This window comes from Legionella anisa, from assembly GCF_001467525.1.
GTDB classification, from domain to species: Bacteria; Pseudomonadota; Gammaproteobacteria; order Legionellales; family Legionellaceae; genus Legionella; species Legionella anisa.
Window position 1 is genome coordinate 20,014 of record NZ_LNXS01000002.1, and the last position, 21,482, is coordinate 41,495.

Genomic DNA, 21,482 nt, shown 5'->3' on the forward strand with positions numbered 1-21,482 from the left:
CATTATGAATGTTATGTAGAATATGAATGTCTTGGCTGTAATGCAGTATTGTTTTCCATATACGAGAGAACAGTACTGCGACATTGGATCAATAGAATATTCTGACTGAGCTTAGATGTACCTTATAAATGGCCCCCTCCTGCCTACACAGGAACGGCAATCTTCTAGGCATAATGTAGACTTTAGAATACGTATTTCCTGATTAAATTTCGTAGGAACAAGTGGGAACGGCATATAGAAAACCGCTTCAGTTTCATTTTGGCAACTCATCAAATCGTTGTAAATGCATTAGCTTATCCTCCCAGGATGCTCGGCTTGTATAGAAAATATGAGCGGTTGGCTCTAGGCACGTATCATTATCCAGTGTCCCGGCTGGTAAAACCACGTTGCCTTTTTCATTTTGTCTAGGAAGTGGGCTACCACACGTCGTGCAAAACATACGTTCCTTTCTTGTATCTTTCAGTTTGAAATAACTGATATTTCTTTCACCTCTCTCCCAGGACAATTGAGCATCATCAAAAAAAACATTGGCACCGTGAATCGAGCCCGTTTCTTTTCTGCATCGACTGCAATGACATAAATACATTGCTGCAGGCTTTTGCCCTGTAATCACATAGCGGCATGCGCCACATAAACATTCCCCTGTATATCGATTCATTTAAAATCTCCCCTATATTTTGAAGAAACTGCTGGAAAAAGCAGGGGAATCATTTGATTGGTCTGGTTAATCCCAAGCTACACGTTCTTACTTGATTATTTTTTCAAACTGTTCTCTGAGGTATTTGAGAATAAATGACTCAAGTGTGCTTGTGTGTAATCAAATAGTTTTTGACCAACAGCCATTCCAACTGCAACTCGTGCTGTACCCCATCCAATCCTAAATCGTTGCTGGAAAAAACTCAATCGACTTAAGAAGGATTGTGGTGGTGTTTTTGATTCATTCCACACTCCAGTTAATACCTCACATGTCGATGGCGATTTGAGGTTTGGAGATGTTGCATACTGCATGTTGCGAACATAATTGAATGGACTTGATGCAATAGTAGCTACTGCGGCTGCACTTGCATTATAAATAAACTCAACATACGACTGATTCGATCCAAGTGTTTTGTTTTCTGATTTTTTGCTGGTTGTTTTCATCAAACTACGTAACATTTCGTAAGTACTTCCAAAGACCATGTCGCGTGTCATTGTTGCCGTAGTTCCCTTTAGAAAAGGTTTAAGACCTCCAAGAGTCCACATATCACGAACGCTTGAACGAAAAGAGGCGCTTTCTTGTCCCCATGTATGATATTTGACAGCAGAAATACTATTGGTTAATGCTCCTCCAATGCTTCCTGCAGCCATACCGACATAAAATTGAGCAACTGTTTCACTAAAACCTAAATTATGATGCAAATAAGGAAAAAGGTACGATTTGAGTTCTCCCTGAGCAATATAGTAAATGCTTCCAAGAAATGCGCGTTGCACTAATGCCTGCGAAAAGCCCTGATATGGTGATTTAAAATTTTGCACTGAAAGAAAAGGACGGTTATATTTCACGGATAAATACAAAGCGCGATCCCAAGGATTAAAAAGCCCTGAGTTGGATACACCTGCAATCAATCCACTGGCAACATCAATATTAAGCTTTTGTTTATAATTTAATTTTGAATCCTGCTCATTTGATTGTTCCTTTGTACTACTCGTGCGCCCCATCCCTAGCTCTCCCACATTAATTTTTTCAAAACAGCATTATATTGGATATTTTTAAAAAATTAATGAAATACTGACCTATTTTTAGGAAGTCTACACATCCTATGCTACATTCTATTCATAATGTGCACCCTATTGCGGTTACTGCTCCAGAGTGAAAAACGGACTATCGTGAAGGTCCTCAGATTTCGTTTGTTGCAGTTGTTCTTTATAATAGTGCATCACGGTTGCAGCCAGTTTAGGGTGTGCTTGAGGCAGCTGTACGGCAAGTCCGGTTGCCCAGGATTCTGCAGTGTGTCCCCCATTGTGCAGTCTACATTCAACCCCTAACGCGTGAGCTAATGACATGGTTGCTTGAGTCAAGGGTTCATCGCCTAAGCCACAGTCACCTGTTTCATAGGTTCCCGCCTGCAGATAAATATGTGGCTCTCCTTTCGGTACTTCCCGCTTGGAGAATACATCATAGCCAGTCTGTAGCATATGCAACAAATAGTGTTGCTCTTGCTTATTTGCCAAAGGAGCACGCCAAGTTTGATCATCCTCATATCGCACAGGAACAGTCATCTCTTCACCACTTAATCGCAGAGAGGGCGGTCCCCACCAAACAGCAGGCGATTGCGCAATCACTTGCCCATAAATATCAGGATGCATTTTAGCAGTATACAGTGCTTGAAGTCCCCCCATACTTTGGCCACATAAACCTATTTTTTGAGGATCACGTGTCACTGGGATACCTGCTTGTCTTAACGCGCCTGGAATTTTAGTAAGCATCGCATCCGTTTGCAAATCACAACCATATTCTTTAAGTCGAGGCATTGATACCCATTTCCCCATTTCCATGGTCGGTTGTGTAGGCGATACAAATACGGCAATGACAGGCTCCATTTTTCCTTCAGCAATTAAATTATCTAAAATGTCCTTTGTGCCCATGCTATTTCCAAAAGCATCCTGACGTAAGTGCATATCACCATCCAACATTACTTGAATATTGTACTCTTTAGATTCTGAAGTCCTATAACCCACCGGAAAATAAACTTCAATCAGCTGCTCGCCAAAGCCTAACTGAGAATGTTCCTCTACTGGATCACTTAAAATACCTTCTGCATTAAGCACACGTTTTTGCGTGCTTCCTTTATTTTTCTTAGCCAGTTCAGGATTTTCATACACAGATCTAACAATTTTTCCATCGGATAAGGCAATTTTGTTGATAATATTAGGTTTTTGAGCCAATTCTCCTGGTTTCGCATCGGGATGTATGAAAAAATCGCTGCTTTCATTTGGTTCGATAGGCCTTTTTGCGATCCATTGGCCATTATCCTCTGCCATGGAAATCATATGCCCCTTCCCGGATGAATCACGATAACCCAATAACATTTCTTTCGGGATAGGAGTTTCTGGATTGGGTTTATAGATGAATGTTGCAGTGTGTTCTGATGAAGTATTATCAATAATCACTTCAACCATCCCGGCGCTTTCTCCGGTCACAACAAATTTAATTGACTCTGACATTTAATTTTTCATTTCATTTTGCATTTTATATTATATTTCGGACAAATAGGAATATTGTGATTCAGCTCATTAGCTTTACGTATTATTTTCAGTTCATTTTTCCAATGATATTTAGTACTAAAAATTAACCCAAATAGGATATATAGTATCAATATGAGTAATATTGGCGACAACAAAACAAAATTTATTAATATTGAAAAAAACATTTGCATTTAAGCCAATATTTATATTAATCTGAAGGGGACTCACAAGGAAAAGGAGATCACCATGGATAAAAAAGAAAAAGCTCGTCTAAAAAATGGAAATAATAAATCAAAACAATCTGATTCTCATCCAAGTTCACAACGTTTTTTTAATCAAAAACAAATTATCCCCTCATCAGAAATGCAAGGAGCACAAAAAACACAACAACCTCAAGAAATCAGTTTGCAAACTACTACTGACATTTTATTAGCTGCTATTTTACAAGAATTAAAAACTCAAAATATGATTGAACTCATGAAGCTAAAAACCCAACAAGAACAAGAGCAAGAAGAGTTGCAAACAGCTGAAAAAATGCAAGAACAGGATAGGGCTCGATTCGAAGAAATCCGGCACACGATGTATGCTTGATTTAATATATATTCTCCCAAAACCAATTAACAGATTTTCTGTTAATTGGTTTTTAAGGTCTGTTTTCCATTTCGCTTGATTTTCGAGTACTGAAGCACAGCATACTCTACCTATGAAGACAGTTTCATCATCAACAGGCCAGATACTATCAATACTGCCGCAACAATTCGCATGGTGTTTACAGGTTCACCTAAAATGATGAGGCCAACCAGGAACGCACCAACAGCCCCGATTCCGGTCCAAATCGTGTACGCGGTTCCCAATGAAAGAGTTTTCATGGATATTGATAAGAGAACAAAACTTGCAATCATCGTTACAATGGTGATGATACTCGGCAAAATCCTGGTAAAACCAAGGGACTGCTTCATGGAAAAAGCCCAGATTACTTCAAATACACCAGCGAAAACTAATAGAACCCATGCCATACAGCCCTCCGTTCAGAATCGGGCCGTCCCGCATGTAACCATAATGGATGAGGTCGTCCTCACATTAGAAATTATACATGATCCGTGCGGTGCTTGCTAATTGAAACCAATTAACCGCTTCAGATAGCCATGCTCTTCTCTCCACTTATCGAGCATCTACGTCTCCACTTTTAGCTTTTCTTGACCTAAACGGGATTAAATTGAGCAAAAAACGCCTAAAATTACTCACTCCTTAAGTTTGCTTTAAGACTAATATGTTAAATTTATCCGCACAAAGTCAAATGAATACCCTTTTTTGGTGAATAACCGCCCATTTTTAGTAACAATTTAAGGTGAATTTTTATGCATGCTAAATTCAGTGTTTTTAATCAAAAACACACTTCAGTGCAATTAAACAATAATTATGTGTTACGTTTTCCCAGACATATGTCAACACAATCATTCCAACAAACATCTCAAAAGATTGAGTTTAAATCCGTCATTACTGGATTGCAAAAACTCCCTAATGTTGTTGTAACCCCCACCCAACCTAAATGTCCACCCGAAATCCATTTAGGCTCAACGGTACGCTATGTAAGTTTTCAGAAAGAAGATGAAGTGAAAAGCTACATTCAAAAAGGTGGATTAACGAATAATTGCAAACCAGGTCAAGTCCCAACGAATGCTTCTGTTGTTAAGTATGTTTTATTTAATGAACCAAGTAATTGGTTTAGTGGATCTAAAACTTTAGAGAATTTACAGTGTTTTATTTCTGAAAAACGTCCCAAAGATGAAAGTGGATTCGTTATTTGTATCGGAGCAGCGCCCTTTAATAGCACGTTTCGCAAACAACACGCATCTATATTATATTCTCAAGAGCAACTTGATGAACCCGAAGATTTTTTAGATGACATCTCCTCCTGTAAACAACCTAATCCACACAAAAATGAAGGCGATGTATTGCATTCTGGTGGTGATTTTTCTTCGTTTGTAGTAGCAGTCTTTAGCTCATCTGATCTCACCAAAGCGCTTGCAGGGGAGTTAGTACACGATATTTTAACGGGTACTGCTTTTGAGCCTTTAAAATGGCAAAAAGCAGAATTGGAAACTCAAAAAGCCCTGGAAATACAATTGGATCAAAAGCCAATAATTGATACTGAGAAAGAGCCTGACGAGACAAATTCTTACCAAGGCGGAATTACGTGTAACATTCTCTAAATAGAACTCGGTAGCCCGGTTGCTTGCAACTGAATCTATACACAACTCACCGAAAAGCCACATTTGGCACATCTTGGGTGAAAATGGTTCTCAAAAATGCTCACATAGTCATCTATGCTGCGCGCTTTTTGAGAACCATTTTCACCCAACCTGCACTCAAATCTGACTTTTCCCCAAGAATTTTAACTTGTGACTAAGAGGCAGTTGCTTGTGCTGAACCCAAATTCTATCAATTTATGGAATGATTCGATCCCAGATGCTTGCAGCCAGGCTTATCCTTTAGGATACAACATTGAATCCTGATGCTTTGAATCATCCCATATTTCCTCTTCAGATAAGCTTGTTTCAATGAACTCAATTATGGCCCCATGCTCCTCTATTATAGCCACTCTAAAATTTTTTAATGGAAAATAGGGTTCCAAAAGCACATGTTTTCCCTTTATTGCTTCATCAATACTATCAACCTTGTAGGCAATATGCGGTTGAGTCTGAATCAATTGATGCAAAGGACAATTGGGGCCAAATCGATGATATTGAATTCGACCAGGCAACTCCCCTCCCGAGGTATACATGTCCATAACAGAACTATAACGCTCCCCAAAACGGGGTTCAGTTACCGGTATTCCCACATGATGATACTGATATTTCATAATAAACCTCTAACTGCTTTGATTTATTTATATTCTACAGACTAATTGTTCCAATATTAATCAATATTATTTCCGAGATTATGAACTTTTGGTTTATAATAATACATATATTTAATAACCAATATTTTATTATGTTTAATCTTTCTCAATTAAGATGTTTCATAAAAGTTGCAGAGCACCTCAATTACAATCGCGCTGCAGAGGAATTGAGTATCACGGCAACCGCCGTGAGCAAGCAAATTAAAAATCTGGAACATCAATTGGGTGAAAAACTCTTTATTCGAGACACACGTAAGGTTCAGTTGACTTTATTTGGTATCATACTCCTGGAAAAATGTCAGCGATTACTTCAAGAAACCCAACGCATCGAACAATTTGTTGAATCACGGCATACAGTTCCTCAGGGACAAATTACTATTTTGGTTTCGACCATTCTTGCAAGCGAGTTAATTTTAGACAGACTTTCTGATTTTATTAAAAAATATCCCTTAATTGAGTGTGAGTTTTTATTTTCTGAGCACGATAATGATTTGGCACGAAAAGACATCGATGTGATGGTTGGCTTTCCTGAGATTCCACCTTTTACCGATCAATTAAAATATAGAAAGATGAAGCCTGTTACTAACATCCTTTGTGCGGCCCCAAGCTTAATTAAACAATATGGCATGCCGGTTCAGGCTTCTGATCTCATGTCATTTCCTTTTATTTCACATAGTTTAAGGAAACCTGCTACAGAACTCCCGCTAGAAAATGGAACGTACCTACCCTGTCCCAAACCAATACTTTTTATGGATGACTTTGATGCGCTAAACCAGGCATGTAAAAACGGAATAGGTCTCTTTTTAACAGGTGATAGATTGGTTGAAAATGCACTTAAGGAAAAAACGCTAATCCAAGTTCTTCCAGAAATCGAATTTAAACGATATGAAATTTTTACTTTTTATCAGCCTCATGGATCCGAACTGCCTAAGGTCAGAGCCTTCCTTGACTTTTATGCTCCGAACTCAAAAAAATCTTAATTTTCCTTCTTGTTTTTGCTGCAGCAAAAAAACTCTGAAAAACAAATCAATGCCATCCCCAACTCTTTAAAAAACCAATGCCAAAGTTAAGCCCCCATATTTATTCTCAATTCATTGATAATTCAAATCGATTTTTCTAGACATTGGGAAAGTTTTTGTATTCTAATGTCACAACGATTTAGGGAAGGGAAGAAGCGATGGTTTTTGCAAGGATTTTCTTTTTAACTGTATTGTTTGGCATTTTTGGAATACAAAAAATTCAGGCAGAAGAAACCGATCAATTTACTCTTCCACCTGGCGAACTGCAAGACATCGGCCCTGCTGCTAGCCACAGACTTTATGAAGTGCTTGAAAAAGTGATTGCGCAAACCAATTCAGAAATGCAAATGCTTCTACCAAGAGCGCAACATAGTCGACATGCCGCATCACAGTTAGCATTGCGCCGTAATGACAGCTACCTTGCTGATTTGGTATATAAATATGGTGGCCCTGGTTTTCCGCGCTGGCTGCGACCTTTACCCAAAAAATCCAAGCAGGTACTCTATAAAGAAGTCTTGCCCTGGAAAACTGTTTATTGGCTCGTTTTTTCCCAGTCCCCCGTATTTATAATTGGACTGGCTCCAACAATCAATATGTATGGTTATTATTTGGGTACGGATAAGCTAGACCATTTTTTCATGATGGGCCATACCTACTACAAAATTTATATGTATTATCTGGATCATGGAAAATCTGCGAAGCAAGCCCATGCAGCGATTGTTTTATATGGTCAAATCCTTGAGCAAACTTATTTAGGCACATTAGCTAATGGCGTTTATTCCAACGGAGATTTATCAGCGAATTATGCTGGATGGAAATTTTATATGAATCTTGGCCATAGCGTAAAAATTGGCGAGCGGACACTTCCCCCAATTCTGGTTTTGAATGGAAATCAATGGGAATTTTCCAAGCACGTCACAAGGGAAAATCTACTCAAGCCCTATATCTCAGATAATTTAAATGAAGCCTATAATCCCTGCCGATACTCTTTTAGCCGAAGTCAAATTCGTAGACAAATTAAAAAACGCTGTGCTCAGTGGATTAGCCGTAAAGGCCTTACACCGCAAATGGTGCAGGCTAAACTGGAGGAAACCCGTCTTTGGCATGGAGAAAATTACGGTCATTGGCTTCCTGAACGCAATGCTGTAACGCTTGCTGCATGTTTCGGAGACAAGTAACAAATTATATTCTGCGCAGTGGCACGATGAGTATGTTTTCTAAAGTGAGCCATCGTGGTTTCGCCAGAAAGCTACATGTTTTCTCTCATTCTGCCGGAAAAAGAAAACCGTTAAAAATAGGATCATTTTATAGAGGCACCAAAAATATTTTTTGCACCTTGTATTGTTTTTCCTAAACTAGAAATTGTTTGATGTTCCGAATATAAAGTAATTTGTCGCAAATCCAATCTAGAAATAATTTTCATCATTGTCGTATTGTTGATTTTTCTTTCTTTCCTCAATGTGCGCAATTCCTGATGGGCTCCTTCCAAAGCGGCATACCGTAATTGGCGTTCGAAGGTTAAGGCTAATATACCCTCAAGTTTTTCACTTTCAGTACCCTGATTGGATACAATAAATTGATTAAACGTCGCCATTAATTTATCTGCAACGTCGATACACACAGCCCTATCTCGCTCATTTACATCATCACATAAACTCTTCATTTTTATTTTAATTGCTTCAACTGCCGCCTTGGATAATGCAAGCACTGCTTCGTTTTCTTCCTCTTGAGTGTGTTTATGTATTAAGTTTTTCAAACCCGGCGTAATTAAAGGCAAGAGCAGACTGCTAATTAATAGCGAGCAAAGAACAACACCAATGACAAGAATAATTAAAAGCTTTCGTGCGGGAAAAGGCTCTCCATTGATCATATGAGGCAGAGATAAAATCGCAGCCAAAGCAATTGCCCCCCGTACTCCTCCGAGTGAAAAAGTACTGATTATCTTTATATTAGGAAAACGCCAGGAGCTACGATTTCGTCTGGAAATTAATGCCTCAAAAGGTAACGTTAAATAAATCCATGCCGTGCGAAGTAAAATTAAGGTTACTGTAATAAAAACGACAATCAGTGCATACTCGGATAAACTATAGCCTGTTGTTGCAAAGAATTTAATTGAATAAGGCAAGTATAATCCTAAAAGAATAAAGATAATTCCATTTAAAGTAAGATCGAGTACTCCCCAAACAAAATGACCTTCGATACGCATTTTGGCCATTGTTCGGTCTAAGAATCCAGCCCTATCAATAGTGAATCCTGCAGCAACAGCGGCAAGTACTCCTGAAAAACCTAATTTTTCTGCAGCAAGATATACAGTAAAGGGTAAAAGCAGTAATAATAAATTTTCAGTAGTTGTTTCGTGAGCGCTGTACTTGCTCAACTTTCCTAAAAGTGAAATAAAAATATAGGTAAGAATAACACCAACAGCAATTCCTCCTGCACTAATAAATAACAAACTTCCTACTGCGTCTTTGAGTGAAAACACGCCTGTTAACATGGCAGCAACAGCCAATTTTAATGAAACCAAGCCTGAAGCATCATTTAAAAGTGCTTCTCCTTGTAAGATATGCATAATTCGTTCAGGTATTCGAGTTCCAGCGGTCATGGAACGGAGTGATACAGCATCAGTTGGAGAAAGAGCGGCTGCTAATGCAAAAGCAGCAGGCAAGGGAATGAGAGGAATTAACCAATGAACTAAATAACCAATTCCCGCCACAGTAAAGAATACTAAGCCAATGGATAGCATAATAATTGGCCGGGTATAGAGCAAAAATTCCCGTTTAGGAAAGTGCCAACTGTCATTAAATAATAAAGGAGGAATAAACAACAACATAAACACTTCAGGATTAAATCCTACATCAAAGGCGGGAAAGAATACTGCAACAAGCGCCCCTAAAGTAATTTGGATTAATGGAGTCGGCAGGAAAGAAACAAAACGTGTAATTACCCCAGAGATCACCATCAGAAAAAGAAGTACTAGACAAATGAACACACCTTCCATTGCTTTTATTCCTCCGAGATTATTTGCGATGAATCAATCGATGAGTAAAATTTACTCTTTTATTACTAGGGTCTGTTTCCATTTCTACTATCTTGAAACTGGGCACTTTTACCGCGATACATTATCAATTGCAAAAACAATTCAATCTACTCGAATAGAGCGAGTTGAGCAAGAGTAGCCTGGGTGACTAATCCCGATAAACGAATACAAATTAATAAAAAACAATCTTGTTGCACAATTTGCGTACAATATTTAACTTCTCTTAAAAACACGAAGCGTATCATTGTAAATTGAATAAACGCTTTTTGAAGCGTTATTCTAATACAGCAAGTTACTCTGTCACAAAAACAGAGGAGGAGATGAAAATGCTAACTTTCAAAAAATTGATAACCGTTCTAACGGCGATTCCACTCTTTCTGGCTAATTTTTCCGCCCTAGCCGCAGATCAAAATCAACTGAATATTTTTTTAATTTCAGACCCTCATGTAGATATTACCAAGCGTCAAGCGACTCATATAAACCCCCGTCCAGATACTTCTGAAGAGTTGGATCAAAAAAGTTTCACAACTTTAATCGCTAAAATCGGTGAGCAAATTGATTTACATCAAGAAACGAATCATGCAGTTATATTGCTTGGCGACTTGCCTGCTCATAATGCATACAGCCGTAAAACAACCCGAGACAATATTAATTTAGTTTTTGAGCAACTGAATGAAAAAGTAAACCCAGCACCCTGGTATTATGTTTTTGGTAATAATGATTCCTTACAAAGAAACTATGGGCCATTTACCTACAACGGTGAATCTGTCTCTGATTTGTTAAAAGCAATAACAGGAAATGATGACGGATTTCTTTCAACAGGGCTTAAATGCCCTTTTAATGGTGAGACGTGTATTGACAATGAAAATACCAAATACGGTTATTATTCTGCTTATTTAGGCGACCACCTCAAACTTCTTTCACTAAACAGTGTTGTATTTGTATCAAGACCAGGATTTTCCCCTTCTCGCGATGGTGCTACGGATGAATTGCAATGGTTAGAAAAAGAGCTAAAAACAAGTAAAGCAAATCATGACAGTGTTCTTTTAGCCATGCATGTGCCCCCACAAAGTTGGGAAACAACCTATAAAGACTCATTCAAAAAAATTATAAAAGCTTATCCAGAAAGTGTAATTGGCATGCTCGCAGCCCATACTCATTTTGATGAAATCCATGCAATTAAAGTTGCAACTAACGGTTATGTCATTCCAATTGTTTATTCTGCCTCCCTTGGCACTGATCATGGCAATGCCTCTTCTTTTAAAACGTTGAATTTATCAAGACCCAATGAGCAGGCACCATGGAAATTGAAAGACTACGTTACTTACAATTTCATCGGCGATACTGCCGCCAAGACTCAGCTCAATCAATATTATGATTTTAATCAAGCGTTCTGTTCAGGAACTAGCTCGAGTGTCGGTAGTTGTCTCAACAAGCATATTAGTAATAATAAGTTTGATAGTGCCACCAGTACCTTAATGAGCAAACATTATACCGCTGGAAACCCTAATAATAATCAAAAGATTGATCCATCCTCAAAATGGCTCATGATCATAAAATGATGATTTGTTGAGTCAACGACCTGAGGGATCGTCAGTTTTTCATTTAAACTCCTCTACGTACCGCGCTTGATGCCTGTACGACCCCCTCATTTAAGTGAGTGAGCGCATGGTAACTCCATGCGCAATGTATCAAACACATTATTATAATTAAGGGGTTTCATTTTCTTTTTTATTATTTGATATCCAAGATAGAATAAAGAAAGTACCCGTTTCTTTTTGTTAGTATTCGCTTGAAATTGATAATGTCACTGCTTAATTTCAGCGATAAATCCTGTCATTAATGGCAATTGTAATTAATTGGACTATGTGATTTTTTCTAACTTTAAGCCTTGCTCTTGCGACAAAGAAAGCATAGTGTGAAGCAGTGAATGTACCAAATTATCTCTAGTAATACTACGCTCGTTCGGGACTTGTTCAATGGAAGCATTGTCAGCACCTATAGATAGTATGTAATTATTACCCTCTCTGTTGCTCATCTTGACGTGACTTGGATTGTATTTATCTGGAAGTATTATTCCAGTAGTAAGTATAAATTTTTCTACATACCGGGCATGTGGATTAATTAGTTTCATACATTCACAAAGAAACTGCTCTTCATTTTCCTTTGATAACTTATGAAAATCTTCAGGAAGATATTGTTTTGCTGTAGCATGAAGCTGCATGATCTTAAGCTCATCACGATGAGACATGGTTATCTTTTTATTCTTAGCTTTTATCTCAAGATATTGTTCAATTTCAGGAACAAGATTGAATATAATTTTCGATGTAGTAGTATTTTCTAAAGCTAAATCCAGAGGGGTTATTCCCTGTTTATTTTTTTCATTTAACGCGTCAAGACGCTTTTCTTGCGGGAGTAGTTCCAATAATTTTTGCAGAGCTTCCAGATCGGTTACAGCCAGGTGCAATGCAGTTTCACCATTATTGTTCCTTTCCTTGATCACCTCGAAGCGTTTTTCTTTTGGAATGAGTTCCAATATAATGTTCATTAAGTCTATTTTTTCTGCCGCCAAATTCAGTACACTCTTGCCATCTTTATTCTGCTTCGTTACTGCGCTGAAGCGATTTTCCTCTGGGAATAACTGTAGTAGCATTTGTAATGAGTCTGGCTTATCTGTGGCAAAATACAGAATATCATACCCATATTTAGTTGGTTTTGTTATCGCTTCGAGACGGTTTTCATGTGGGAGTAGTTCCAGTATGATCTTAAGCGAAACTGGATTGCTTACAGCCCAATGCAGCATCGTTTCACCAGTTACACGTTCTTGTGTTACCGCCCCAAGACGTTTCTCTTGCGGAATTAGCTCAAGTAATTTTTGCAGTGCTTCTGGGTTTCCTGTTGCCTTATACAAAACAGTATAACCATTTTTATTTTCCTCCATTATTGTTTTGAAACACTGTTCTGGAGAGAGTCGCTCAAGTAGCTTTAGTAGTAATTCCGGTTTTTCTGCAGCTTGTTGCAATAGAGTTTTACCACCTTCACCTGGCTTTGTTACCGCCTCGAAATAGTTCTCTTGAGGAATTCGTGCAAGTAACTTTTGCAGTGACTCTAGGTTCTCTAAGGCATGATGCAAAAGATTTTCACCATTCGCGCGCTGCTTTGTTACTGCCTCAAAGTATTTTTTCTGAGGGATGCGTTCTAGTAACTTTTCAAGTGAATCTGGTTTATTTATCGCCCAATGAAGTGCGGTAATACCATATTTATTTCCTTTTGTTATTGCTTCGAAAAATCTCTCTTGAGAAAATCTCTCGATTAATTTTTGCAGAGACTCTGGATACATTGTTGCCAAATGCAATAAAATCTCGCCATTTTCATTTTCTTTTGTTACTTCATCAAAATAATCATTACCAGAAAGTGGCTCCAATAGAATTTGTATTGATGTTGGATTTACTAGAGCCCAATGAAGTACATTCGGTATTCTTACCGCCTCAAGACGCTTGTCCTGTGGAAGTAATTCCAATATTTTTTTCAGTGAATTCGGATTATTTTTGGCTAAATGAAGTACGGAAAGCCCTTCTTGATTTTGCTTTTCTACTGCATCGAAACGATCAGCTTGAGGGAGTAACTCCAGTATTTTTTGCAATAAGTCTGGGTCATTTGAAGCCAAATGTAGTATGGTCTGACCTTTGTTATTTGGCTTTATTACCGCTTCCAGGCGCTTATTTTGTGGAAGTGATTGCAATATTTTTTGTAGTGATTCAGATTTGTTTATTGATAGATGTAATGGAGTATATCCCTGACTAGTTTGTGCTGTTATTGCCTTAAGACGATTATCTTCCGAAAGCCGATCTAATATCATCTGTAATGAGTTTGGATTATCTACAGCAAAATGCAAGATGTTTTTGCCGTAGTTATTCCCCTTAGTTATCGCCTTAAAATACTGCTCTTCTTCCTTGAATAAGGGTAGAAGGATTTGAAGTGATTCTGGATTGTCTGCTGCCAAATGCAATACAGTATCTCCATTTTTATTCCCCCTCATTATTTCCTTTAAACATTTATCTTCCTCTATAAATAATGACAGTAGAAATTTCAGTACATCTGGATTGCCTGCAACTAAGTGTATTATAGTTTCATCGCTTTCATTAGCTTGTGTAATTACAGCGAAACGTTCTGTTTCCGGAATAAATTCCTCTAACAGTATTTTTAGCAGCTGAGGATCATTATAAAAAAGCTGAACTATTTCTCCGAGATCCCAAAAAGATAACTTCGTATCTTTTAATACGTTAAATACAAGCTTAAATCGTTCAGGAGTGAGTGAAGATAATATGCCATATAGTGTACTTACTCTATCAGTTTCGTCTAATTCAGAATCCATCTCATCTTGACACATTTTTTTCATAAGATGAGGACTTGTTATAGTGAAAAATGCTTCTAATTTATCAATTGGCGTCTCATGAATGAATACTACCAACTCCTCAATATCATTAAATACCGAAGCTAATTGTTCATTACCTCCCTCTTGATACATTACTTCCTTGATTTCTTCAGGACTTAAGGTCATTATGGCGCGTAGGTCCGCTAAAGACTTAATAGTTACTTGGATATTCAACCTCTCTAATAAAGCCTTGGTGATAGGTAAAGCATCTAATCCTTGATATTTATTTTCCTCTAAGGATTTACGTAATATATGCTCTGCCTGCTTGACTTCCTGCTCTTTTTCCTGAATAAGGTTAGCCATTGTTTGTTCACTACATGCAATCGTACTCAACAAAGCAACATACTTTTCTTTGAGTGGCTCTAAATTAGTGCGTCGGGTAGCAATACAGGTCGCTAGATTTTCTGTTGCATCCATATTTTGACTTGAGTCTGAGGATAATGACAGCAGCAAATCTATTTCGTTTCGTAAATCATCTGGAATTTTTGCTTTTTCCTCTTTGCCTAGTGTTTGATAATATTCACTAAAACGAATAATAGCTGGGTAGGCACCAGTACCTGCGTTTTCTTCATTTCCAGTCCCTTCACTTGCATCATTTAAACGTAGTTGTCTAATTAACTCGGTTAAATGTCCCAATAAATTACTCTTATCACTTTTTAATCGTTCCAAGCTTTTTCTTGTTTCATCCAGCGCCCGTGATTCTGGAGAGTGAGCAGCCAAGCGATACATTTCTTCCGAAGATATTTTTCTATAGTCTGTACTATAAGGATTAATCGGGTCTTCTGTATTATCTAATAACACCTCTATGGGAATAAGCATTGAGCTATCAGCACTTAATACATATTGGGATAAAATCGTTGCGATGTCATAAGCAGGAACCAACCATTTTCCCTCCCCTCTACATCCCTTGTTTTCTCTGACCCATTGGGCTTTTTCTTGCTCTAATGTATTTAATTCTCGGAGTTTTTTGGTATTAAGTGATTTTATTGCAAATCCATCTGACGCTTCTAACTCGTGTAGCGCCTTTTGTTGTTGCTCTAAAGCGTTTCTATATTCATCTATTTCTTTTGCATTACCCTCTTTATCCTTAGCCTCTAATTCCTTTATTTTAGCTCCTAGCCAACTTACCCTACTTCTAAGCTCGACCATTCTGCTTTGTTCATCGTCCGAAAAAACCTCTTTTAGCTCACTTCGCTCAACCAATAAAGCGTCTAATCTCTTTTGCTTTCCCTCGTCCCAGAAAACAGTTTGCTCTATGGCTTTAAGTGGACGATAACCCACCATTATCGACTCCATATGCAACCCAGGCATTAGAAACTCGAGAGGCACTAAAGGTGGATGCGTGTCCTTATCTAATAATTTGTTGTTATGAGAACATACCAGCTCAGCTGCATAACCCAGCACCTTCGTTGCATCAGTGTTCGGAGTCGCTGTATAGCTTACCGCCGAACCCTTTGTTTTTTCCCAATGTTCCTTAAGGTAATCCTCTAAAAGCTTATAAACTTCCTCATCCGTTGATTCTTTCTTAAGAATCGTCTCTAAAACCTCTCTCACCTCGCGAACATGAGCATTATAGACTTTCTCCATAATAGATAAATCGCTGTCATCCTCAACAAAAGACAGTAGTTGAAGCCTTTCCCTTAATATTTCTAAGCTCATAAAAATTTCTTTACAAAAATAAAAACTGTTATTTTCAGTATAGTCAATGATATTCCATATAAAGCAAGCGCTTTAAAGAAATTTGATTTACTGAAAACTCATCGAAAAAGTAAATTTAAATAACAACTTTATTAAACCGCTCAAAGGATTTAGAAATAATCTTTATACGGTGCAAAAAAATCTCTAAAAAAATAGGAAAGGAAGAAAGATAATAAGTAACTTGTTGATTTTGAATAATTTTTAGTACAAATTAATTGATGGGCTACTTCTTTGTAGATAGATTGACGTTCTCGATGCAATTTGTTGTTACCTAAAAAACGGTCACAACGTTTAATATTGTGCTTTTCTTGAGTTTTGTTTCTTAATGCTCGCCCCAGTCTTGTTAACGATAGCTTTTTTTCACTGATTAATGAAAACCTACGACAAATAATCCTTCCGTTTTTTGACGATTCACCCTTTGAAATATATTCCATTCCAGATAATTTGGTTGCTTACAACCAGGATTTTTAAGAATGCACCGAAATAGATCCTGGCTGCAAGCAGCCAAGCTACGTATTAAAAAAATCTAAAACAGAATCATGTACTGCCATCGTATCGTTAAAGCCTAACTTTATTAATTCGCGGGTGAATGCTTTTTCAAATAAAAGAAAGCTGAGTAAGTCACCCGAATGACGCTTAGCGCCAAGAAAATTAAGCAGAATACGCAAGAGCATCGGTATATTATTGTATTGAGATTGAGCCAGATTGGCTACATCCACACTGGGTCGCAGATGTAAGGTTTGGATGGGGCGCCAATGAGAATGATCCCGCGTGGGAACCATGTGCGCCATATGGTTCATATGACTCACCATCTCAAGATCGCGCTCAAGATTATCTAAAAACAACCCATTAACCATGCCCCCCAAAACACGTGAAAAATCAATGTCGCCGCTCCGTAATTTTTCTGGGTCGCTCATACTCGGTAAGGTGCGCGTACCAATAATTAAAATTTTATCTACCTGACACCGAATAGCGCCACGCAGAGGTGCCGCTAACCCCACATGACCATCTCCATAATGAAGTCCATCGATTTTTGCAGGCGGAAAGAATAAAGGCAATGAGGTCGACGCCAGAAAATACTTCATTTGCAGGGTAACGCGCTGGCTGCTATGAAGTGGATCATCCCAATCCTCAAAATCTTCTGCATGATGTTGATAAAAGGAAATGGTTTTTTGCATTTCATAACAGTTACTGATGATTTCCATCATTTCCAAGTGCTTATTCTTAATAACACTTTCCAGAACTTCAAAATTAATGATGTTATTAATAAACTGACGCAAAGGCGAGGTATCAAGAATATGGCCTAAAAGACGTTGTTTGGTCAGCATACTGTTCATATTCCGCATGGCTGATATGCTCAGCGCATAATTACTGGACTTAAAAATATGCTGGCATGTAATATTATTCCATAATTCATTTAATTTGTTCATACCTGCAGTAAAATCCAGTGCATTTTCAGCGACTACTGCAGCATTAATACTGCCAACACTCACCCCACTAATCATATTGAAAGGAATTTTTTTTGTATCAAGAATTGTGCTGATCGCTTTAAGCACCCCTGCCTGATAGGCTCCGCGGGCGCCGCCACCAGCTAAGTAAAGCGCAATTTTGGTCATTTTTTACTATTTTTAGGAAGAGAAGTAAAAAATATAGCCCTATTGCACGTCGCTGGCAAGTCATAGAAAACACAGCAAAATGAGGCGTAGCCATTCATAAAGAGGGTTTATAGGTTCTCCTGCGCCAATCATTTCAATGCGCTTAGGGTATTGACAGACCCCTCACTAAATTGTATATTAATAGTACAGATAAATTTTTATGATTTTTTCATGTCTCATTCTACCGTACACCACAAGTTAAATAGAAAAGCAGCTTTCACACAAGCCGTTGCTTGCTTTTTTTATTTTAGCTTTTTTAGCCCGACGCTGGTGGGTAGGTAGAATTAACTAACACTCCAACCCCCAGCATAGTCTGGGGGTTTTTGGTACCCGAATTCCCAGACAATAAAAAGCATGGGAGTTGGATAGAACCAAAGAGGAGTGTACATCATGCAACATCAATCGCGACATCGTTCTCATGTCCTATCCAAAGTACCTACTGGTTGCAGGAGGGGATTATGAGCTACTCCGTTTTAAAAAAACTACCTCCCGTAGAAGAAATCATTCAGGAAATTCCCTTATCGCATGCTACCTCTCAGCAAATTGCTCGCGATAGAGAAGAAATCAAAGCAATTTTAGAAGGTCGTGATCATCGTCTTTTAATGATCGTAGGTCCTTGTTCTGCCTGGCCTAACAAAGCTGTATTGGAATACGCCCAACGTTTGGTGAAACTCAATGAGCAAGTAAAACACGAATTAAAATTAATCATGAGGGTATATATTCAAAAACCCCGTACAACTAAGGGATGGACAGGCCCTGTAAACCAACCCGATTTATTTTCTCCCCCAGATATCGCAGCCGGAATAAAGTACACACGAGAGATGATGATTAAAGTCATCGAAATGGGACTTCCAATTGCCGATGAAGCTTTATTTACTCATAATGCCAAAGGATTTCTGGAGCTCCTTTCTTGGGTAGCAATTGGTGCCCGCAGTTCAGAGGATCAAGAGCATCGAATTTTTGCTTCCGCTCTGGATTGCGCGGTAGGATTAAAAAATCCCACACATGGTTCGTTAGCTGTGGGAGTAAATAGTATCGTTGCCTCACAACACGCCCATGTCGCTGTATTTGATGGCTACGAAGTGCAAACACATGGCAATCAGCATGCTCATCTGGTTTTACGTGGCTCAAATCATGCACCGAATTATTCCATTGCGCACCTTAAAGAAGTGAAGTGCTATATGGATCTCCATAAGATAGCCAACCCTTCAGTCATTGTTGATGTCAGCCATGATAACTGTCTGGTAGATGGCAAAAAAAATCATCACTTGCAACCATCAATTGCTCTCAGCGTTTTAGAAAGTCTTAAAAAACATCCTAAGTTAAACCGATTGGTCAAAGGGTTTATGGTAGAAAGTTTTATTAAAGAGGGGAATCAAAAAGTTGATGCAATGAATCCAGAAGCCCTTGATTTAAGCGGGCTATCTGTCACCGACCCTTGTTTAAGCTGGGAGCAAACAGAAACTTTTCTCTTGGAATTAGCTAAGTTACGGTCTGTAGAGAAAAAGGAATTACCCATGGAGGAGCTCGTATGACCACTTTATTTGGTATTTCCGGTGATGTGGGCTCGTTTTCTGAAGAAGCAGCCCTAATTTATGCCAGACAAAAAGGAATTGACCCCACTCTTATCCATTTACTGGATATGGAAGGCGTTCTCAATGCCATTGAAAACGGCTCCATTGATCTGGGCATCGTGCCCGTTGTTAATCTCTTAGGGGGATTAGTAAAACCTACATTCCAAGCGATGGGAAAACATTTATTTACCCCCGTTGATGAATTATGGCATGAAATTAATCAATGCTTGCTGGTAAATCCTGGAATTCAGTACGCGCAAATTACTCACATCGTTTCCCATCCTCAAGGATTAGCTCAATGCAACCAATTTCTACAAAAAGAATTTAAAGACACCGAACACATAGAGTGGATTGACACAGCAAAGGCAGCAAAGGATTTAGCAGAAGGAATACTGCCATTTCATGCCGCAGTCATTGCCCCGGCACGGTGTGCCGAACTCTATGGTTTAGAAATAAAAACGGCAAATATTCAAGACAGCAATCCGAATCGAACCGCTTTTATCCTGGTAAAAAAGTATAGCGATAACGTAAGCCTTCTCAAGTAAGGAGAAAATCATGTATACGCTCGAAGAATTGAGAAAACAAATTGAACAAACAGATGCTTGCATCATTGAAATCTTAGCAAAGCGTCAAGAATTATCGAAACAAATTGGCGCTTTAAAATCAAAAGAAGGGAAAAAAATAGTAGACCATTCACGTGAAAAACAATTGTTTGAGTTTTATGAGCATTTATCCAAGCAGTATCATTTACCAGAGGAATTTATTAATCGTTTATTCAAAATAATTATATCAAACTCTAGGAAGGTACAAAAATAATGAAGATTTTACCTGAAGATTCAGCAACAGTGGTGATCAATTCATTAGCTCAGCAAAAAATCAATGCAGGCATTAAAATTTATAATCTAAGTGCCGGTGAGCCCAAACTTCCACCCCATCCATCCATTGTCACTGCGGTGGCACACGCTTTAGAGCAAGGACATACTCTTTACCCTCCAGTATCAGGAATTCCAGAACTACGGCTTTTGGCAAGTCAATGGATGAATGAAGTTTATGGTTGTTCATTCCAAAAAGAGAACTGCCTTGTAGTGAATGGTGGAAAATTTGGAATCTACTTATTGATGCAATTATTAGTACACGAGCACGATGAAATCATTATCCCCGCCCCCTATTGGGTTTCTTACCCTGCCATGAGTAAATTGTTTGGCGGTGTGCCGGTTATTGTTGAAACGAAAGAAACAGAAGGTTGGAAGCTGACACCTCAAGCACTTAAAAACGCATGTACCCCTAAAAGTAAACTCCTTATTCTGAATAATGCCACAAATCCAACCGGTGCATTATATACTGAGGCCGAGCTTGCAGAATTATTGCAAATTGCTCATGAGCAGGAACTTTTAGTAATTGCTGATGAGGTATATAGTGCCCTGACCTACAATGAGCACAATTATATCTCTTGTGGTTCTTTTCCCCAATTTCAGGATCACGTCATTATTATTCAAAGTTGTTCAAAAAATTTTGCCATGACCGGTTGGCGAATCGGCTTTGTTTTTGCCCCTCAGTATCTTATCCAGCCATTAACAGCATTAGTGAGTCAAAGTACCAGCGGTGTCACTACTTTAAGTCAATGGGCGGCAGTTGCTGCATTAAATGAACTGGATCATGTCAGTTCCTGGGTGAAACAATGCATGCAAAAAAGAAGAGACACACTCATTAACGCCTTGTATCAGCATTTTGATCTCACCATACAAGCTCCTGCCTCCTCTCTTTACGTATTTATTTCTTTAAGCAGTCTAGGTTTTAAAAAACAGAACGCTGCAGAGTTTTGTAAACACGCATTAGAAGAAGCCCATGTTGCTCTGTGTCCTTTCGGCAAGGCTGCGTAAAAAATATTTTTAAATTTTATCATTTAGGGGTTGACAGTGTTTTAGGCCATTTTTTCA

At 38.4% G+C, this 21,482-nt stretch carries 17 protein-coding genes; 9 read left to right on the forward strand and 8 right to left on the reverse strand.

Annotated features, from left to right (window positions below):
* Positions 1-253: 253 nt before the first annotated feature.
* The 3 genes from Lani_RS01425 to Lani_RS01435 form a co-directional block, all read right to left on the reverse strand.
* Positions 254-658 carry a GFA family protein gene (locus Lani_RS01425; RefSeq protein WP_019234198.1) on the reverse strand — a complete coding sequence of 135 codons (405 nt, stop codon included), beginning with the start codon at positions 656-658 and terminating at the stop codon, positions 254-256.
* Between the two features lie 95 nt (positions 659-753).
* Entirely contained in the window at positions 754-1,698 is a 945-nt protein-coding gene (locus Lani_RS01430; RefSeq protein ID WP_019234199.1) for a hypothetical protein, read from the reverse strand.
* A 138-nt stretch (positions 1,699-1,836) separates the two neighbouring features.
* On the reverse strand, positions 1,837-3,204 hold the full coding sequence (locus tag Lani_RS01435) for an alpha/beta hydrolase (RefSeq protein WP_019234200.1): 1,368 nt from the start codon (positions 3,202-3,204) through the stop codon (positions 1,837-1,839).
* Positions 3,205-3,471: 267 nt separating this feature from the next.
* On the opposite strand from Lani_RS01435, the gene Lani_RS01440 reads away from it, so the two are divergent.
* Complete coding sequence (locus Lani_RS01440; RefSeq protein WP_019234201.1) at positions 3,472-3,816, forward strand: hypothetical protein; 345 nt, start codon at positions 3,472-3,474, stop codon at positions 3,814-3,816.
* A 110-nt stretch (positions 3,817-3,926) separates the two neighbouring features.
* Here Lani_RS01440 and Lani_RS01445 read toward each other — a convergent pair whose 3' ends face one another.
* Positions 3,927-4,241: a DMT family transporter gene (locus Lani_RS01445; protein WP_019234202.1), complete on the reverse strand. Its 315-nt coding sequence runs from the start codon at positions 4,239-4,241 to the stop codon at positions 3,927-3,929.
* A gap of 342 nt (positions 4,242-4,583) precedes the next feature.
* Between Lani_RS01445 and Lani_RS01450 the strand changes: the two genes are divergently transcribed.
* Complete coding sequence (locus Lani_RS01450; RefSeq protein WP_019234203.1) at positions 4,584-5,438, forward strand: hypothetical protein; 855 nt, start codon at positions 4,584-4,586, stop codon at positions 5,436-5,438.
* A 272-nt stretch (positions 5,439-5,710) separates the two neighbouring features.
* Here Lani_RS01450 and Lani_RS01455 read toward each other — a convergent pair whose 3' ends face one another.
* Positions 5,711-6,088: a hypothetical protein gene (locus Lani_RS01455; RefSeq protein ID WP_019234204.1), complete on the reverse strand. Its 378-nt coding sequence runs from the start codon at positions 6,086-6,088 to the stop codon at positions 5,711-5,713.
* 131 nt (positions 6,089-6,219) lie between these two features.
* On the opposite strand from Lani_RS01455, the gene Lani_RS01460 reads away from it, so the two are divergent.
* Entirely contained in the window at positions 6,220-7,107 is an 888-nt protein-coding gene (locus Lani_RS01460) for a LysR family transcriptional regulator (protein WP_019234205.1), read from the forward strand.
* 197 nt (positions 7,108-7,304) lie between these two features.
* Positions 7,305-8,324 (forward strand): hypothetical protein, encoded by a 1,020-nt coding sequence (locus tag Lani_RS01465; protein ID WP_019234206.1) that lies wholly within the window; start codon positions 7,305-7,307, stop codon positions 8,322-8,324.
* A 122-nt stretch (positions 8,325-8,446) separates the two neighbouring features.
* Here Lani_RS01465 and Lani_RS01470 read toward each other — a convergent pair whose 3' ends face one another.
* Positions 8,447-10,144, reverse strand: coding sequence for a Na+/H+ antiporter (locus Lani_RS01470; RefSeq protein ID WP_019234207.1), 1,698 nt, complete (start codon positions 10,142-10,144; stop codon positions 8,447-8,449).
* Positions 10,145-10,509: 365 nt separating this feature from the next.
* Here Lani_RS01470 and Lani_RS01475 point away from each other — a divergent pair, with 365 nt between their 5' ends.
* Positions 10,510-11,745, forward strand: a complete 1,236-nt coding sequence (locus tag Lani_RS01475) for a metallophosphoesterase (RefSeq protein ID WP_019234208.1) — start codon at positions 10,510-10,512, stop codon at positions 11,743-11,745.
* Positions 11,746-12,047: 302 nt separating this feature from the next.
* Here the strand turns inward: Lani_RS01475 and Lani_RS01480 are convergent, their stop codons facing one another.
* Together Lani_RS01480 and Lani_RS01485 are read right to left on the reverse strand one after the other, a co-directional pair.
* Complete coding sequence (locus tag Lani_RS01480; RefSeq protein ID WP_019234209.1) at positions 12,048-16,277, reverse strand: ankyrin repeat domain-containing protein; 4,230 nt, start codon at positions 16,275-16,277, stop codon at positions 12,048-12,050.
* Positions 16,278-16,825: 548 nt separating this feature from the next.
* Positions 16,826-17,932, reverse strand: a complete 1,107-nt coding sequence (locus Lani_RS01485; protein ID WP_058388357.1) for a patatin-like phospholipase family protein — start codon at positions 17,930-17,932, stop codon at positions 16,826-16,828.
* Between the two features lie 497 nt (positions 17,933-18,429).
* On the opposite strand from Lani_RS01485, the gene Lani_RS01490 reads away from it, so the two are divergent.
* From Lani_RS01490 to Lani_RS01505, 4 genes are read left to right on the forward strand one after another with little or no spacing between them, the layout of a single operon-like run.
* Positions 18,430-19,506, forward strand: a complete 1,077-nt coding sequence (locus tag Lani_RS01490; RefSeq protein WP_019234210.1) for a 3-deoxy-7-phosphoheptulonate synthase — start codon at positions 18,430-18,432, stop codon at positions 19,504-19,506.
* Positions 19,503-20,090, forward strand: coding sequence for a prephenate dehydratase (locus Lani_RS01495; RefSeq protein ID WP_019234211.1), 588 nt, complete (start codon positions 19,503-19,505; stop codon positions 20,088-20,090). Before Lani_RS01490 ends, Lani_RS01495 begins: the two co-directional genes overlap by 4 nt.
* A gap of 10 nt (positions 20,091-20,100) precedes the next feature.
* On the forward strand, positions 20,101-20,361 hold the full coding sequence (locus Lani_RS01500) for a chorismate mutase (protein WP_019234212.1): 261 nt from the start codon (positions 20,101-20,103) through the stop codon (positions 20,359-20,361).
* Positions 20,361-21,425 (forward strand): pyridoxal phosphate-dependent aminotransferase, encoded by a 1,065-nt coding sequence (locus tag Lani_RS01505; protein WP_223499526.1) that lies wholly within the window; start codon positions 20,361-20,363, stop codon positions 21,423-21,425. The genes Lani_RS01500 and Lani_RS01505 overlap by 1 nt, the downstream gene beginning before the upstream one ends.
* Positions 21,426-21,482: the final 57 nt, after the last annotated feature.

Excerpts from the sequence above, each read along its gene's own strand:
- Lani_RS01425 (WP_019234198.1), bottom strand. The coding sequence starts at position 658 with ATGAATCGATATACAGGGGAATGTTTATGTGGCGCATGCCGCTATGTG.
- Lani_RS01430 (WP_019234199.1), bottom strand. The coding sequence starts at position 1,698 with ATGGGGCGCACGAGTAGTACAAAGGAACAATCAAATGAGCAGGATTCA.
- Lani_RS01435 (WP_019234200.1), bottom strand. The coding sequence starts at position 3,204 with ATGTCAGAGTCAATTAAATTTGTTGTGACCGGAGAAAGCGCCGGGATG.
- Lani_RS01440 (WP_019234201.1), top strand. The coding sequence starts at position 3,472 with ATGGATAAAAAAGAAAAAGCTCGTCTAAAAAATGGAAATAATAAATCA.
- Lani_RS01445 (WP_019234202.1), bottom strand. The coding sequence starts at position 4,241 with ATGGCATGGGTTCTATTAGTTTTCGCTGGTGTATTTGAAGTAATCTGG.
- Lani_RS01450 (WP_019234203.1), top strand. The coding sequence starts at position 4,584 with ATGCATGCTAAATTCAGTGTTTTTAATCAAAAACACACTTCAGTGCAA.
- Lani_RS01455 (WP_019234204.1), bottom strand. The coding sequence starts at position 6,088 with ATGAAATATCAGTATCATCATGTGGGAATACCGGTAACTGAACCCCGT.
- Lani_RS01460 (WP_019234205.1), top strand. The coding sequence starts at position 6,220 with ATGTTTAATCTTTCTCAATTAAGATGTTTCATAAAAGTTGCAGAGCAC.
- Lani_RS01465 (WP_019234206.1), top strand. The coding sequence starts at position 7,305 with ATGGTTTTTGCAAGGATTTTCTTTTTAACTGTATTGTTTGGCATTTTT.
- Lani_RS01470 (WP_019234207.1), bottom strand. The coding sequence starts at position 10,144 with ATGGAAGGTGTGTTCATTTGTCTAGTACTTCTTTTTCTGATGGTGATC.
- Lani_RS01475 (WP_019234208.1), top strand. The coding sequence starts at position 10,510 with ATGCTAACTTTCAAAAAATTGATAACCGTTCTAACGGCGATTCCACTC.
- Lani_RS01480 (WP_019234209.1), bottom strand. The coding sequence starts at position 16,277 with ATGAGCTTAGAAATATTAAGGGAAAGGCTTCAACTACTGTCTTTTGTT.
- Lani_RS01485 (WP_058388357.1), bottom strand. The coding sequence starts at position 17,932 with ATGACCAAAATTGCGCTTTACTTAGCTGGTGGCGGCGCCCGCGGAGCC.
- Lani_RS01490 (WP_019234210.1), top strand. The coding sequence starts at position 18,430 with ATGAGCTACTCCGTTTTAAAAAAACTACCTCCCGTAGAAGAAATCATT.
- Lani_RS01495 (WP_019234211.1), top strand. The coding sequence starts at position 19,503 with ATGACCACTTTATTTGGTATTTCCGGTGATGTGGGCTCGTTTTCTGAA.
- Lani_RS01500 (WP_019234212.1), top strand. The coding sequence starts at position 20,101 with ATGTATACGCTCGAAGAATTGAGAAAACAAATTGAACAAACAGATGCT.
- Lani_RS01505 (WP_223499526.1), top strand. The coding sequence starts at position 20,361 with ATGAAGATTTTACCTGAAGATTCAGCAACAGTGGTGATCAATTCATTA.